We start from the raw sequence: 13,944 nt of genomic DNA, 5'->3' as shown, positions 1-13,944 counted from the left end.
CTCCCGCCCGGCCCTCACTCTCCGTGACGGCCGGGCGGCCTGCGTGCCACCGCCGTGGCACGCGTTGCCTCGGTGTCATTGCGCGTTCGCTCAGCGGAGGCTCAGATCCGGATAACGATGACATCACTGCGCAAGGGTCTTTGGGCCTGGTCACGGGCGAATGGCCGATTTGCCGGTGATGTTCGCCACGGTCCGGCGCCGGACACCGTGGTACATCTTCTCGACCGCCTGCCGGACCACCCACGTCCGGACAGGGGCGCTGAAGTCGGCCGACCGCCGGCATGCAACTCCATCAGCATCCGGGGGATCGGAACCCGATCCGCGGCCGAGCACGGCGGCGGATCGGCATGGAGCGGAAAGGCGCACCAGAGCATGACCTCGACGCAGGTCGAACAGCACCACGGCGACGACAACCCCACCACGGGCACCGCGCCCGAGGAGGGCTACGAGCGCGGACTCGGCAGCCGCCAGGTCCAGATGATCGCCATCGGCGGCGCCATCGGCGTCGGCCTCTTCCTGGGAGCCGGGGCGAACATCGCCAAGGCCGGACCCAGCCTCATCCTCATGTACGCCCTCGCCGGCGTCATCGTCTTCTTCATCATGCGAGCGCTCGGCGAGCTGCTCCTGTACCGCCCCGTCTCGGGGTCCTTCGCAGAGTACGCCCGCGAGTTCCTCAGCCCGTTCTTCGGGTTCGTCACGGGCTGGACGTACTGGCTCATGTGGGTGGTCACCGGCATGGCCGAGCTGACCGCCGCGGCGATCTACATGCACTACTGGTTCCCCAGCGTGCCCCAGTGGGTCACCGCGCTGATCTTCCTGGTGGTCCTGTACGTCGCCAACCTCATCTCGGTGAAGATCTTCGGCGAGATCGAGTTCTGGTTCTCGATGGTCAAGGTCACCGCCCTGATCGGCATGATCGTGATCGGCATCGGCGTCGTGACCTTCGGGTTCAGCGCGGCCGGTGACACCGCGGCGGTCTCCAACCTGTGGGCCTTCGACGGCATCTTCCCCAAGGGCGTCGGCTCCAGCCTGATGACCCTCCAGGGCGTCATGTTCGCCTACCTGGCCGTCGAGCTCGTCGGCGTCACGGCGGGCGAGTCCGAGAACCCGGAGAAGACCCTCCCCAAGGCCATCAACACCCTGCCCTGGCGCATCATCGTCTTCTACGTCGGTGCCCTCAGCGTGATCCTGATGGTCGTCAAGTGGACCGAGTTCCAGCCGGGCGTCAGCCCCTTCGTGGCGGCCTTCGCCAAGATCGGCATCCCGGCCGGCGCGGCGATCGTCAACTTCGTGGTGCTCACGGCGGCGCTGTCGTCCTGCAACTCCGGCATGTACTCCACCGGCCGCATGCTGCGCGACCTGGCCGCCAACTCCGAGGCCCCCAAGCTGCTGGGCAAGCTCAGCTCCACCAAGACGCCGGCGGTGGCCATCACCCTCTCCGCCGCCCTCATGGGCATCGGCGTGGTCCTGAACTACGTCGTCCCGGAGAAGGCCTTCGGCTACGTCATGTCGGTGGCGACCACGGCCGGCATCTGGACCTGGCTGATGATCCTGGTCAGCCACATCCTGTACCGCCGCGCGGTGGTCGCGGGCAAACTGCCGGCGTCCTCCTTCCCGGCGCCGGGCGGCACGATCTGCAGCTGGATCGCCGTGGCCTTCCTGCTGCTGGTCACCGTCATGATCGCCATCGACCCCGACAGCCGCGTCTCCCTCTACGTGGGCGCCGGCTGGGCGGTCTGCCTGGCCGTCGGCTGGGCCGTGCTGAAGTCGCGCAACCCGCAGATCGCGGCGCGCGCGGCGGGCACCGCCGACGAGGCGCTGGAGCCCGCGGCCCGGTCCTGAGACCCGACCCGCACTCCCCCGACGGGGGCGTACCGGCCCACCCCCGGCCGGTGCGCCCCCGTCGGCGTATCCGCGGGCGGCGGGCGGCACAGGGCGGAACCGGCCGCCGGGACGGACGGCCGGTTCCGCCTGCCTGCCTCAGGCGGGTTCCACCGCGAGGCTGCCCGTGGCCGCGTTCAGGCTGTCGACCACCGCCGCCAGGCTGCCCGTGGCCGCGTAGACCGCCCGCTGGCGGCGGGCGCCGGTGCCCCGTCGGCGCATCCCGGCCCACAGGGACTCCACCACGCCCAGGTCGCCGGCCCGCGCCAGCGCCGGGGCCGCCCGCGCCACCAGGCGGTCGACGAGCACGCCGGCCGGCACCGGCGCGCCGGTCCACACGTCCAGGCCCGGCCCGTCGATCCCGTTCCGCGCGGCCAGCCGGTGGGCGACGCGCAGCACCCGCTCGGGCGGTTCGGGCGGTGGCACCCCGGCGTCGGCCTCCGCGAGCAGGGCCGAGGCGAGGCCCCGTACGAGGAGGGCCGTCAGGACCACGGTGTCCAGGTCGGCGTTGACGTCGGAGATGCGGATCTCCAGCGTCGGGACGTGCTCGGAGGGGCGGGCGTACCAGTAGACCATCGCGCGGTCGAGCAGCACCCCGGAGTCGACCAGCCCGTCCACGTACGCGAGGTACTGGGCCTCGTCGACCAGGGGCGGGGGTCCCACGGTCGGCCACGCGGAGTAGGCGACCGAGCGCCAGCTGTCGAGGCCGGTGTCGCGGCCGCAGACGAAGGGCGAGTTCCCGGTGATCGACTGGAGCACGGGCAGCCAGGGCCGCATCTGGTTCGCCAGCGCCAGTGCCCGTCCCCGGTCGAGGGTGCCGACGTGCACGTGGCAGCCGCAGACGAGGCGGTCGGGGCCCAGAAGCCCGGAGAACCGGCCGGCCATCAGGCGGTACCGGGCGTTGTCGGTCACCGTCAGCGGGTCCTGCGGCGGGATCACGGGACTGCCCGAGGCCACCGCCAGGCAGCCGGCCGCGTCCGCCGCCTCCGCGACGGAGCGGCGCAGCCGCAGCAGCTGCTCGCGCAGGTCCTCCCGGTCGGCGGCGGGGAGGGTGCAGACCTCCACCTGGGTGGTGTAGAACTCGGCCTGGACCTGACCGCCCAGCTCGGCCGCCAGCGCGCGGATCACCTCCGGGGCCCGGTTGACCGGCACCCGGCTGTCACGGTCGACGAGGTGGAACTCCTCCTCCACCCCCATGGTCAGAACGTCCATCGGGTCCTCCTTGCCGAGTGCCCGGCGCCTACCCGCCGGCCGGACGCCCATGCGGGCCGGGCCGACGGCGCGCGCCCGTGCCCGCGCGTGTCCACCTCCATCATGCGCGGCACCGCGCCCGCCGGTCCTCCCGGACCGGCGGGCGCGTCCGCGGAACGGTTCAGTAGCCCAGCTCGCGCTTGAGCTCGGCCTTGTCCATCGAGGAGCGGCCGTGCAGGTTGCGCCGCTTCGCCTCCGCGTAGAGCTGGTCGTACGTCGGGCCCTGTGCCCCGCTGTGGGAGTGCAGCCCCCCGCGCCGGGAGGAGGAGATGTCCTCCAGCGACGTCCGGCTCGCCGTCTTGGACTCGCCCGCGCGGGCCCGTTCCTTGTTCACGGTCCGCGCCGCGATCTCCTTGGCGCGCTCGGGGCTCTCGCCGCGTTCTTCCGCGCTCTCCTTGATGTGTTCGTACTGGCGTTCACGCTTGGGACTGGAACCGCGGGGCATGATGGCTCCTCTGCCGGGACGGGACCGACACGGTGAACCCGCTGCGCGGCCGTGTCGGGATGCGGTGGAGCGGGATCCGGAGGTCCTGCTCGGGGACGTCGGTGTCCAGGGCGGCCAGGGCGGAGGCGAACTCCGCGAGCAGGCCGACGGTGACGGACTCGCCCGGGCAGCGGTGGCCGGTACGGGCGTCACCGCCGCCCTGGGGGATGAGCTCGCCGGGGCCGGGCTCGCGCCCGAGGAAGCGGAGCGGGTCGAACCGGTAGGGGTCGGGCCACAGCCGGGGGTCGTGGTGGTGTCCGTACACGTCGAGGAGGACCAGGGTTCCCTCGGGGACGGCCTCCTCGCCGAAGCGCAGGTCACGGGCGGCGAGACCGCCGACGAAGGGGACGAAGGGGTAGAAGCGGCGCACCTCGTGGGCGAAGGCCCGGGCGTACGCGCCTCCGTCCGCCCGCAGCCCGTCCGCCAGGCGGGGCCTGCGGTGCAGGGCGTGCGCGGCGAAGGCCACCGGCCAGGCGACGGCGACGGTCGGGCGGACGATGTTGAGCAGTTCCACCGCCGCGGTAGTGGCGTCGAGCGGGCGGCCGTCCGCGTCGCGGTGCCGGGCGACCCGTTCGAGGGCGGTGTCCCCGCTGCCCGACGGCAGGGCCTGGTGGAGGCGGGTCACTCCGCCGCGCAGCTCCTCGACGGTGCGGGCGAGGGATTCCTCCTGCCGGGCCCGGGCCCGGCGGGCCCGCCAGTGGCGCGGTCCTGGGGTCGCGAAGCCGTCGACCATGGCCACGCAGTCCTCGGCGATCTCGCGGGCGGCGTCCTCGGGCACCGCCAGGCCCGTCCATTCGCAGACGGCGCGGGCGAGCACCACGGCCGCCTCGTCGAAGAGGACGGCCTCGCGGCCCCGCCACCCGTCGACGGCGGCGGCCCAGTGCCGGCGTACGAGGGCGGTGAGCGCGTCCACCGCTCCGCCGTCCATCAGCAGCGACACGAACAGCTCCTTGCGGACCCGGTGCCGGTCCCCGTCAAGGGTGTGGACCGCGCCCCGGCCGAAGAGGGTGTCCAGGACCGGTCCGGGCAGGGCTCCGTCACGCAGCACGTGGCGTTCGTCGTAGAAGAACTCCACGGCGGCGGGGCCGTGCAGCAGCAGGGCGGGCCGGCCCATCAGCCGGGCCCGGACGGCGGGCGGGTCGCCGTGGCGGCGGCGCAGGTCAGGGGCCCAGGCGTAGCCCTGGGTCAGCAGGGGGACCGTGCTGTCGAGGAGTTTCGGCATGCCGCGCGCCTACCCTCGGCAACCCGGGGCACTCCTCGCGTCCGGCGGGTTCCGGCGGGCCGGGGCGGGTAGGCGGCATCCATGCCCGACCGTGAGATCGTGCGGGCGGAACGGAGGAGGCGCGCCGTGGCCGACCGGAACCCGCCCGTGGTCGCCCAGCCCGAGGGCCTGCGCCCTCCGCAGCCGACCGGCGACCCACTGCCCCAGGACCACACCCAGGCCATCCTGGAGACGACCAAGCGCGTGGCGGCACTGCTCAAGCGCGCGGGGCCGCCCTTCGCCCTCGCGGGCAGCGTGGCCGCCTTCGCCCACGGCCTGCCGGCCCGTTTCCAGCACGACACCGACTTCTGCGTCCGGCCCGAGGACGCCGACCGGGCCGTCGAGGCCCTGGAGGACGGGGGCATCGCCATGCGCAGAGCTCCGGAGGACTGGCTGGTCAAGGGCCGTTCGGGCGGCGAGGAGATCGACCTGATCTTCGAACTGGCCCGGCGGCCGGTCAGCACGGAACTGCTGGAGCGGGCCAGCGTCAAGGCGGTGGACTCGGTGTGGATGCCGGTCCTGGCGCCCACCGACCTCATGGACAGCCGCCTCGCCGCGCTGTGCGAGCACTACTGCGACTTCGGGGACCTGCTCCCCATGGCCCGGATGCTGCGCGAGCAGATCGACTGGGCCCGCCTGGAGCGCGACCACGGGGCGGCTCCGCTGCCCGACGCGTTCTTCCACCTGCTCGAAGGGCTGCGCGTCATCGAGCGCGCGGACGGGACGACGGGAGAGACGGCATGACGGCCGCAGGCATCATCGAGTACCGCATCGAGCACCTGCGCGAGCGCCTGGCCCGCGAGGAGCTCGCCGAACTGGGCGTACGGGTGGAGCTGCACGGCAGCCGCGCCGTGGTCCGCGGCTGCGTCGGCGACGAGGAGCGGCGCGCGGCCGTGCTGCGGATCGCCGCCGAGGAACTGGCCGGCGTCGACTGGTACGACGACGTCACCCTGAACCGGGTCAGGCCGCCGGACCACGCCGAGGAGCTGTCGTGATCCGCGTCGCGGCCGTCGGCGACATCCACCTCGGCCCGGGCAGCGCCGGGCAGCTGAGGCCCGCCTTCGACACCCTGGGCGACTGCGCCGACCTGCTGCTCCTCGCCGGCGACCTGACACGGCACGGCACTCCGGACGAGGCACGCGTGGTGGCCGCCGAGGCGGCCGGGCTGCCGGTGCCGGTGGTCGCCGTGCTCGGCAACCACGACTACCAGAGCGACCTCCAGGAGGCCGTCACGGACGAGCTCCGCTCGGCGGGTCTGTACGTGCTGGAGGGGGACGGCGTGCTCCTCCAGCTCGACGGGACGTCCGTGGGGATCGCGGGCACCAAGGGCTTCTGCGGGGGCTTCGCGGGGCGCAGCGGCAGCGAGTTCGGGGAGCAGGAGATGAAGTCCTTCATCCGCTGCACGCGGGCCAGCGCGGAGGCCCTCGGCCGGGCGCTGCGCGAACTGCGCGAGGCCGGCAGCGCGCTGCGCATCGCGCTGACCCACTACTCCCCCGTGCCGGACACCCTGGCGGGCGAGCCCCGGGAGATCTACCCCTTCCTCGGCAGCTACCTCCTCGCGGAGGCGATGGACGAGGAAGGGGCGGACCTGGCCGTGCACGGCCACGCGCACCTCGGCACCGAGCACGGGATGACGGCCGGCGGGGTCCAGGTCCGCAACGTGGCGATGCCGGTCATCGGCCAGGCCTTCTCGGTGTACCACCTCTCCCCCGGGGGCCCGCACCGCGGCGGCCCGCCCGGCGCGCGGGAGGCGGGCGGCTGAGCCGGCGGCGGACACGGGAGCGGTCAGGGCACCCGGTCGGCGGGGGTCAGGAAGGCGGTCAGCCGGCCCGTTCCGGGGGCGAGGTCCGTCCAGCCGCCGGGGAAGTCCAGTACGGCGACGGCGCAGGTGGGCATGGCCGAACGGAGGCTCCGCAGCAGGTCCCCGGGGCCCTCGCCGGCCAGGGCGGAGGCCAGTTCGTGGATGCCCGGGTTGTGGCCCACCAGCAGCAGCCCGGCCACCCCGGCTCCGGTCCCGGTCACGGCGGCGAGCAGTTCGTCGGTCCCCGCGTCGTAGAGCGCGTCCTCGAAGACGGCCGGGGGCTGTTCCGCCAGGGAGGGCTGGATCAGCTGCCAGGTCTGGCGGGTGCGCTTCGCCGAGGAGCACAGCACGAGGTCCACCCCGAGCGGGGACTGCCCGAGCCGGTGTCCCATGGCCTCCGCGTCGGCGCGTCCCCGGTCGGCCAGCTGCCGGTCGAAGTCCTCGATGCCGCCCTTGGGCACGGCCTTCGCGTGCCGCACCAGGACCAGCCGTCGTTCCTGTTTCCCGGACACCTCTGCCTCCTGCGGACGGGTGCGGGCCCCGGGTCCGGGGCGCCAGCACAGTGCACCACGTTCACCGCCGCACGGCCCGGGTAGGCGCACGGGGTGAACTACGTGAACCCCGGCAAGGAGTACAACCGCGACAGCCGTTACATCGGCACGCGGATCACCGCCGACGGCCGTGACGGCTTCCCCGTGGAGCCCGGCCGCTACCGGCTGGTGGTCAGCCGGGCCTGCCCGTGGGCGAGCCGGGCGGTCGCCGTGCGGCGGCTGCTCGGCCTGGAGGACGCCCTGCCGATGGCCGTGGCCGGGCCGGTCCACGACGACGACAGCTGGACGTTCGACCTCGACCCGGGCGGCCGGGACCCGGTGCTCGGCATCGAGCGCCTCAAGGAGGCCTACCTCGCGCGGGATCCGGGGTACGACCGCGGCATCACGGTGCCCGCGATCGTCGACGTGCCGACCGGGGCGGTGGTGACCAACGACTTCCGGCAGATCACGATCGACCTGTCGCTGGAGTGGACGCGCCACCACCGGCCCGGCGCGCCCGCGCTGTACCCGCCGCGGCTGCGGCCGGACATCGACGCCGTGGACGAGGCGGTCTACCGGGACGTGAACAACGGCGTCTACCGGGCCGGGTTCGCCGGGTCCCAGGAGTCGTACGCGCAGGCCTACGAGCAGTTGTTCGCCCGGCTCGACTGGCTGTCGGAGCGGCTCTCGCGCTCCCGTTACCTGGTGGGCGACACCATCACCGAGGCGGACGTACGGCTGTTCACCACGCTCGTACGCTTCGACGCCGTGTACCACGGGCACTTCAAGTGCAACCGGAACAAGCTCGCCGAGATGCCGGTGCTGTGGGCGTACGCGCGGGACCTGTTCCAGACTCCCGGCTTCGGCGACACGGTGGACTTTGACCACATCAAGCGGCACTACTACCTCGTGCACTCCGACATCAACCCCACCGGCATCGTCCCGGCCGGGCCCGCGGCGGAGGGCTGGCTGGCCCCGCACGGCCGGGCCGTCCTGGGCGGGCGGCCCTTCGGCGACGGCACCCCGCCGGGACCGCCGCCCCCCGGGGAGCGGGTGCCGGCCGGCCACAACCCGCTCGGCGACCCGCCCGGCTGACCGCCCGCGGGCTCGCCGTCCGCGGCCTCACCGCCCCACGACGGCACGGACGTTCTCGACGCTGCCGCAGTCCGACTCCAGCTGCCTCGCCCGCTCCTTCAGGAACGCGGCGCCCAGCTCGGCCCTGCGGCCGTCGGGCACGTTCTCCCGGGCCCCGTTGAGGATGGTCCGCTCCTCCTCGTCCACGTGGTGGGCGACGGCCTCGACCAGGTCCTCCAGCTTCGAGTCCCATTCGTCGGAGCCGACGTCCTCCACCTCCAGCAGCGCCAGCAGCGCCTTGTTGCCCTCGGCGTGTTCCTCCTCCCCGTGCTCGACCTCCTCGTCGTCCACGTTCTTGTAGCGCTTGAGCGCGCCGTAGACCTCGGCCTCCTCGGCCTCGCCGTGGGCGATGAGCAGCGCGGAGAACCGCTCCAGCGCCGCCGCCCGGTCCGCCTCTACGCTCCGCATCTTCCGGAACAGCTCTTCCATGGTCCGGTGGTCCTCGAGGATCACCGCGACGACGTCCTGTTCCTTCGGCTCCGCGGCCATGGCACTTCCTCCTGGGTCGGGGTCCCCCGTCGTCTGGCGCGTGCTCGTTCGCGGCCGGTTGAAACCCGGCGCCGTCCCCCGGCCCGGTCAGGCGGGGTGTCCGGCCTCCAGATCGCGGACGGCGCCGTAGCGCAGCGGGCCGGCCGTGGGGGGCCCGCCGCCCGCCTCCACGGGGGACAGTACGAAGCCCACGTGGTCCCCGCCCACGGCGACGACCTCCTCGACCGAACCGGTGAACCAGAGCGGTACGCCGGCCAGCACGGGGCTGCCGTCCCGGCCGGGCCGCCAGCCGGTCCGGGCGAACTTGTCCACAGCGTCCCCGGTCTCCCCGCCGAAGAGCTCCGCCAGGGCCCGCTGCTCCCGGCCGAGGACGTGCACGGTGAGGTGGCCGGCCGCGCGGGCCACTCCGTACGTGTGGTTCGCGGTCGACAGCCAGACCACGAAGCGCGGCGGGCGGATCGAGCACTGGGAGGCGAAGCCGACCAGGCAGCCGGCCCGTCTCCCGCCGGAGGCGGCGGTGACCACGTACATCGCGCCGTCCAGCAGGTCGGCGAAGGCGTCCATGGCGGGCACCGGCACGGGGGCGGTCCCACGGTCGTCGCTGTCCGTCACGGGGCGCCTCCGGGGCTTCCGGGCCGCGCGGGCCGCGCGGCCGTCCTCCCCCATGGTGCGTGCTTGGGCGGCCCGTGTCCGGGCAGGCGCGGGGGGTCCGCGCAACCCGTACGAGCCGGAGGAGGTGGATTCGGTGCGCATCGCCTTTCTGACCGCGCCCGAAGGCGTCGAGGAAGTGGAACTCACCGGGCCGTGGAAGGCCGTGGAGGGGGCCGGCTGGAATCCGCGGCTGGTCTCGACCGAGCCGGGGCGGGTGCAGGCCTTCGACCACCTCGACAGGGCCGGCCGTTTCACCGTCGACCACGTGCTCGCCGGGGACACGTCCGACGCCTTCGACGCCCTGGTGCTGCCCGGCGGGCTCGCCAACCCCGACGCCCTGCGGACGGACGACCGGGCCGTGGGCTTCGTCCGGAGCTTCTTCACCGCGGGCAAGCCGGTCGCGGCCATCTGCCACGCTCCGTGGACGCTGGTGGAGGCCGATGTCGTACGCGGCCGGACCCTGACCTCGTGGCCGAGCCTGGCCACCGACATCCGCAACGCGGGCGGCATCTGGGTGGACGAGCCGGTCCGGGTCTGCCGGGCGGCCCCGGCGACGCTGGTCACCAGCCGCAAGCCGGACGACCTGGACGTCTTCTGCGCCGCCGTCCTGCGGGAGTTCGACCGGCCCGCGCAGGCCTGAACGTGCCGGCCCGCGTCACCCGGACGGCGGCGGGCACGAGCACCTCCACGGCGAAACCCGCACCGAAGAGCAGCAGAATCAGCAGCAGGACCAGAAGCAGCGGAACCATGACCCGCCTCCGGGACGGGACGGCCGGGAAGCGGCGTCCGGGGACCGGAGGCCCGCGTACGGGGCGACCGCCCCGCACCGCCCGCCCCGTGCCCGGGTCAGGTCCGCCGGAAGAGAGGTGAGTGACGGTGACGCATCCGAGCCCGCCGCCGCCGGAGGGCCCCGAGCCGGTGCCCTCCGGACCGGAGCCGGTCCCCCGCGACCCCCGGCCGGACGATCCCCCGCACCGTCCGTCCGGCCCGCCGGACGGCAACCCGGAGGAACCGGTCCCGGAGCCCCCCGACTGACCGGGTCCGTTCCCTCCGCGGAACGCACGCGGGCCCACACCCCGCCGGAGGTGTGGGCCCGTGCGGTTCCGCTCCGGCTGCTACCAGGACGACTTGGTGACTCCGGGCAGGAGTCCGGCGTGCGCCTGCTCGCGCATCCTGACGCGGGAGAGGCCGAACTTCCGCAGGTGGCCGCGGGGCCGGCCGTCCACCCCGTCCCGGTTGCGCACGCGGGTCGCGCTCGCGTCGCGGGGCTGCCGGGACAGCTCCGCCAGAGCCGCCGCCCGCTCGGCCTCCGTGGAGGAGGGCCTGCGGAGGATCTCCTTGAGGGTGGCGCGCCTCGCCGCGTACCGCTCGACGATCGCCTTGCGCTTCTCGTTCTGCGCGATCTTGCTCTTCTTGGCCATCAGACCTTCACCCCGCGGGCCCGGATCCGGGCCACGGCGGCCTCGACGCCGATGACGTCGACGGTCTTGATCGCCTTCGCGCTCAGGGTCAGGGCGACGTGGCGCCCCTCGCTCGGCAGCCAGTAGCGCTTGCGCTGGATGTTGGGGTCGAAGCGGCGCGGGGTGCGCCGGTGCGAGTGGGAGATGTGGTTGCCGAAACCGGGCTTGGCGCCGGTCAGCTGGCAGTGCGCGGACAAGGTGCTACCTGCCCCTCTCTGCTGGGAGGTGGTTATTGGAAACGATTTCCATTCCCGTATAGTAGCGGCATGGCACGCAACGAAGTACGCCCGGTCATCAAGCTGCGCTCCACCGCCGGCACCGGCTACACCTACGTCACCCGCAAGAACCGGCGGAACGATCCGGACCGCATGGTGCTGCGCAAGTTCGACCCGGTGGTCCGCCGGCACGTCGACTTCCGCGAAGAGCGCTGACCCCCGCCCCCGCCCCCCCAACTGCCCGAAGGACACCCCGTGAAGCCCGGAATCCACCCCGCCTACGGCCCCGTCGTCTTCCGCGACAAGGCCGCCGACTTCGCCTTCCTCACCCGCTCGACCGCCACCAGCGACAAGACGGTCGAGTGGGAGGACGGCAACACCTACCCCGTCATCGACGTGGAGATCTCCTCGCGGAGCCACCCCTTCTACACCGGCACCGCCCGCGTCATGGACACCGCCGGCCGCGTCGAGCGCTTCCGGCGCCGGTACGGGAGCACGGCGTGACCCTGCCCGTCGTCATCGTCTGCGGCCTCCACTCCGACGCGCGCAGGGAGGTGGTGCAGCGGCTGCTGGACACCGTCCCCGGCAGCGTCGCCCTCCACCACGACCTCGCCACCGCGGCGCGGGGAACGGTGCTGCGCGTCATACGCGACGCCTCGGGCGAGCTGTCCCGGGGGGAGACCCCCCTCGTCAACGACTGCGCGTGCTGCGCGCTGCGCGAGGACCTGGTCCCGGAGCTGGAGCGTCTGGCCGGCAGCGGTCTGACGCGGCTGGCCGTCGTCGAGCTGTGGGACTCCGTCGAGCCCAGGGCCATGGCCCAGGTGGTCAGCGCCCACGGCGCCGGCGTACTCGACCTCACCGGCGTGATCACCGCGGTGGACCCGGCGCTCGTCCTGCCCTGCCTCGTCAACGGCGACGACCTCGCGGAGGCGGGCCTCGCGGCGGCCGCCGCGGACCAGCGCACCGTCGGGGACACCTGGGCCCGGCAGTTGGAGTACGCGCCCGTGCTGGCCGTCGTCGACAGCGAGGACGCCGACGACGAGGACCTCGCCCTGCTGGCGCAGCTCCACCCGACGGCCCGCCGGGTGCCGGCCGGGTCCGGCGAGCTGGCGCGGGCGGCCTTCGCCGGCTTCGACCTGGAAGCCGCGGACGCCGCCCAGCACCCGGCCTGCGCCCTGCTCCCCCAGGACGCCGACGAGGCGGGGGTCACCACCTTCGTCTGGCACCGGCGCCGGCCCTTCCACCCCGAGCGGCTCTACGACGCACTGGAGGACCTCTGCTGCGCGGCCGCCCGCAGCCGCGGCCGCTTCTGGCTCGCCGACCGGCCCGACACCCTGCTGGCCTGGGACGCCGCGGGCGGCGCCCTGTGCGTGGAGAACGCCGGCCCCTGGCTGGCCTCCCTGCCGGACGCCGCCTGGGAGCTGGTCCCCCCGATGCGCAGGGCGGCGGCCTCGCTCGACTGGCACCCCGACCACGGCGACTGCTGCCAGCACCTGGTCTTCACCTCGCCCGGCCTCGACCGCCAGGGCCTGGAGCGGCTCCTCGAATCCTGCCTGCTCACCGACGCCGAGTACGCGGCGGGACCGGAGGGCTGGAAGTCCCTCCCGGCCGCCTTCGACTCGCTCCTCGACCCCGTCTCCTGAACTCCGCACGCCCCCGCCGAACCTGACGACCCGTCACGATCGGTCCGACCCGACAAGGAACCCCGTATGCCCCGCCGCCAGGACCCGCACAAGCCGCTCAAGTCCCGTCCCAACCCGCTGGATGCGGCGGGGATCACCTTCATCGACTACAAGGACACCGACCTGCTGCGGAAGTTCGTCTCCGACCGCGGCAAGATCCGCAGCCGCCGCGTCACGCGCGTCACCGCCCAGCAGCAGCGGCAGCTCGCCGCCGCGATCAAGAACGCCCGCGAGATGGCCCTGCTCCCCTACGGCACCCGGTAGGGGTCCGGCCGGGCGTCAGGCGACGCGGCCGCCCTCCGCGGCCCGCACACCCCTGTCGGCCGCCGCGCCGCGACCGGCAGGGCGGGGACCCGCGGCGCCGGGCCCGGCCGGGTGGAGCGCTGCCAGCGCGGCGAGCATCAGCTCCAGGGCGAAGGGGTAGCCGCTGTCGCGCATGTCGGCGGCGAGCAGCGGGAAGGACGCCGCGATGTGCGGGTGGGTCTCGGCCGGCAGCCTGCCGTAGACCGAGTTCCAGACCGCCTCGTCCGCCTCGCGGGCGGCCTTCGGCAGGGCGAGCGCGGCGGCGTCCTGCGCGGCGAAGGCCAGGGCCTGGTCGACGAACGCGTGGTAGGCGCGGACTGCCAGGGCGTCCGGGAAGCCCGCCGTGCGGAGGATGCCGAGGATCCGCTCCACGGCCCGGGTCTCGTGGGGGCGTCCCGTGGTGCGGTACGCGCCGAGGACGGCCGCCTGCGGGTGGGACAGGTAGCAGGCGTGGATCCGCAGGCCCATCGAGCGCAGGTCCTCCCGCCAGTCCCCGGTCGCCCGCCAGCCCTCCTGCGCCCTGCCGATCATCTCGTCCGCGAGGGCCAGGAGGAGGGCGTCGGTGTTGTGGAAGTAGCGGTAGAGCGCGCTCGGATCGGCGCCGAGCGCGGCTCCCAGTCTGCGTACGGACAGCGCGTCCGCGCCGTGCTGGGCGACCAGCCGCAGCGCCGTCTCGACGATGAGCTGCTCCGAGAGGACCGCGCCCTGCTTGGTGGGCCTCCGGCGCCGGCGCCTGTCTTCGGGGGTGACACGTTCGGACATGGCCGGGACCTTACGTCAACACCATTGACGTGTAAACGCC

The 13,944-nt window shown here is 73.9% G+C and carries 20 protein-coding genes; 10 read left to right on the top strand and 10 right to left on the bottom strand.

All coding sequences use genetic code 11. From position 1 onward, the window contains the following. The first annotated feature begins 372 nt into the window (after positions 1-372). Positions 373-1,842, top strand: a complete 1,470-nt coding sequence (locus tag AC069X_RS32945; RefSeq protein ID WP_478734441.1) for an amino acid permease — start codon at positions 373-375, stop codon at positions 1,840-1,842. A gap of 138 nt (positions 1,843-1,980) precedes the next feature. Here AC069X_RS32945 and AC069X_RS32940 read toward each other — a convergent pair whose 3' ends face one another. The 3 genes from AC069X_RS32940 to AC069X_RS32930 form a co-directional block, all read right to left on the bottom strand. Continuing rightward, positions 1,981-3,093 carry a carboxylate-amine ligase gene (locus tag AC069X_RS32940; protein ID WP_478734439.1) on the bottom strand — a complete coding sequence of 371 codons (1,113 nt, stop codon included), beginning with the start codon at positions 3,091-3,093 and terminating at the stop codon, positions 1,981-1,983. Positions 3,094-3,253: 160 nt separating this feature from the next. Further along, positions 3,254-3,577, bottom strand: coding sequence for a plasmid stabilization protein (locus tag AC069X_RS32935; protein WP_467884369.1), 324 nt, complete (start codon positions 3,575-3,577; stop codon positions 3,254-3,256). Beyond that, on the bottom strand, positions 3,549-4,838 hold the full coding sequence (locus AC069X_RS32930) for a cytochrome P450 (protein WP_478734437.1): 1,290 nt from the start codon (positions 4,836-4,838) through the stop codon (positions 3,549-3,551). The genes AC069X_RS32935 and AC069X_RS32930 overlap by 29 nt, the downstream gene beginning before the upstream one ends. Before the next feature lie 81 nt (positions 4,839-4,919). Between AC069X_RS32930 and AC069X_RS32925 the strand changes: the two genes are divergently transcribed. Genes AC069X_RS32925 through AC069X_RS32915 form a run of 3 tightly spaced genes read left to right on the top strand, consistent with a single transcriptional unit; the run spans position 4,920 to position 6,639 of the window. Beyond that, positions 4,920-5,621, top strand: a complete 702-nt coding sequence (locus tag AC069X_RS32925; protein WP_478734435.1) for a nucleotidyltransferase family protein — start codon at positions 4,920-4,922, stop codon at positions 5,619-5,621. Next, a complete protein-coding gene (locus AC069X_RS32920) occupies positions 5,618-5,872 on the top strand; it encodes a hypothetical protein (RefSeq protein WP_478734433.1) in 255 nt (84 codons plus the stop codon). The genes AC069X_RS32925 and AC069X_RS32920 overlap by 4 nt, the downstream gene beginning before the upstream one ends. Then, positions 5,869-6,639, top strand: coding sequence for a metallophosphoesterase family protein (locus AC069X_RS32915; RefSeq protein ID WP_478734432.1), 771 nt, complete (start codon positions 5,869-5,871; stop codon positions 6,637-6,639). The genes AC069X_RS32920 and AC069X_RS32915 overlap by 4 nt, the downstream gene beginning before the upstream one ends. 23 nt (positions 6,640-6,662) lie before the next feature. On the opposite strand, the gene AC069X_RS32910 is transcribed toward AC069X_RS32915, so the two are convergent. After that, positions 6,663-7,190, bottom strand: a complete 528-nt coding sequence (locus AC069X_RS32910; protein WP_478734430.1) for a SixA phosphatase family protein — start codon at positions 7,188-7,190, stop codon at positions 6,663-6,665. Positions 7,191-7,292: 102 nt separating this feature from the next. Here AC069X_RS32910 and AC069X_RS32905 point away from each other — a divergent pair, with 102 nt between their 5' ends. Beyond that, a complete protein-coding gene (locus AC069X_RS32905) occupies positions 7,293-8,303 on the top strand; it encodes a glutathione S-transferase family protein (RefSeq protein ID WP_478734514.1) in 1,011 nt (336 codons plus the stop codon). A 27-nt stretch (positions 8,304-8,330) separates the two neighbouring features. Here the strand turns inward: AC069X_RS32905 and AC069X_RS32900 are convergent, their stop codons facing one another. After that, complete coding sequence (locus AC069X_RS32900) at positions 8,331-8,831, bottom strand: hemerythrin domain-containing protein (protein ID WP_478734428.1); 501 nt, start codon at positions 8,829-8,831, stop codon at positions 8,331-8,333. 87 nt (positions 8,832-8,918) lie between these two features. Continuing rightward, positions 8,919-9,395, bottom strand: a complete 477-nt coding sequence (locus AC069X_RS32895) for a flavin reductase family protein (RefSeq protein WP_478734512.1) — start codon at positions 9,393-9,395, stop codon at positions 8,919-8,921. Between the two features lie 181 nt (positions 9,396-9,576). On the opposite strand from AC069X_RS32895, the gene AC069X_RS32890 reads away from it, so the two are divergent. Continuing rightward, positions 9,577-10,122, top strand: a complete 546-nt coding sequence (locus AC069X_RS32890) for a type 1 glutamine amidotransferase domain-containing protein (RefSeq protein WP_478734426.1) — start codon at positions 9,577-9,579, stop codon at positions 10,120-10,122. Here the strand turns inward: AC069X_RS32890 and AC069X_RS32885 are convergent. The 3 genes from AC069X_RS32885 to rpmB form a co-directional block, all read right to left on the bottom strand. Further along, the gene (locus AC069X_RS32885; RefSeq protein WP_478734424.1) at positions 10,043-10,231 is read right to left on the bottom strand and encodes a hydrophobic protein; all 189 of its coding nucleotides are present in this window, start codon (positions 10,229-10,231) and stop codon (positions 10,043-10,045) included. The two genes, AC069X_RS32890 and AC069X_RS32885, sit on opposite strands and share 80 nt — an antisense overlap. Positions 10,232-10,597: 366 nt before the next feature. Then, positions 10,598-10,903 carry a 30S ribosomal protein S14 gene (gene rpsN, locus AC069X_RS32880; protein ID WP_478734422.1) on the bottom strand — a complete coding sequence of 102 codons (306 nt, stop codon included), beginning with the start codon at positions 10,901-10,903 and terminating at the stop codon, positions 10,598-10,600. Then, positions 10,903-11,139, bottom strand: a complete 237-nt coding sequence (gene rpmB, locus AC069X_RS32875) for a 50S ribosomal protein L28 (protein WP_478734420.1) — start codon at positions 11,137-11,139, stop codon at positions 10,903-10,905. The genes rpsN and rpmB overlap by 1 nt, the downstream gene beginning before the upstream one ends. Before the next feature lie 69 nt (positions 11,140-11,208). On the opposite strand from rpmB, the gene rpmG reads away from it, so the two are divergent. The 4 genes from rpmG to rpsR all read left to right on the top strand — a co-directional run bounded on the left by rpmG (position 11,209) and on the right by rpsR (position 13,103). Further along, on the top strand, positions 11,209-11,373 hold the full coding sequence (rpmG, locus tag AC069X_RS32870; protein WP_030965493.1) for a 50S ribosomal protein L33: 165 nt from the start codon (positions 11,209-11,211) through the stop codon (positions 11,371-11,373). A gap of 39 nt (positions 11,374-11,412) precedes the next feature. Further along, the gene (locus AC069X_RS32865) at positions 11,413-11,661 is read left to right on the top strand and encodes a type B 50S ribosomal protein L31 (RefSeq protein WP_478734418.1); all 249 of its coding nucleotides are present in this window, start codon (positions 11,413-11,415) and stop codon (positions 11,659-11,661) included. After that, positions 11,658-12,800 carry a CobW family GTP-binding protein gene (locus AC069X_RS32860; protein WP_478734416.1) on the top strand — a complete coding sequence of 381 codons (1,143 nt, stop codon included), beginning with the start codon at positions 11,658-11,660 and terminating at the stop codon, positions 12,798-12,800. Before AC069X_RS32865 ends, AC069X_RS32860 begins: the two co-directional genes overlap by 4 nt. Positions 12,801-12,866: 66 nt before the next feature. Then, complete coding sequence (gene rpsR / locus AC069X_RS32855) at positions 12,867-13,103, top strand: 30S ribosomal protein S18 (protein ID WP_478734414.1); 237 nt, start codon at positions 12,867-12,869, stop codon at positions 13,101-13,103. A gap of 15 nt (positions 13,104-13,118) precedes the next feature. On the opposite strand, the gene AC069X_RS32850 is transcribed toward rpsR, so the two are convergent. After that, positions 13,119-13,904, bottom strand: coding sequence for a TetR/AcrR family transcriptional regulator (locus AC069X_RS32850; protein WP_478734412.1), 786 nt, complete (start codon positions 13,902-13,904; stop codon positions 13,119-13,121). Positions 13,905-13,944: the final 40 nt, after the last annotated feature.

It is taken from the genome of Streptomyces sp. NPDC043896, from assembly GCF_056435605.1.
This window is presented reverse-complemented; position numbering and strand designations above follow the sequence as displayed.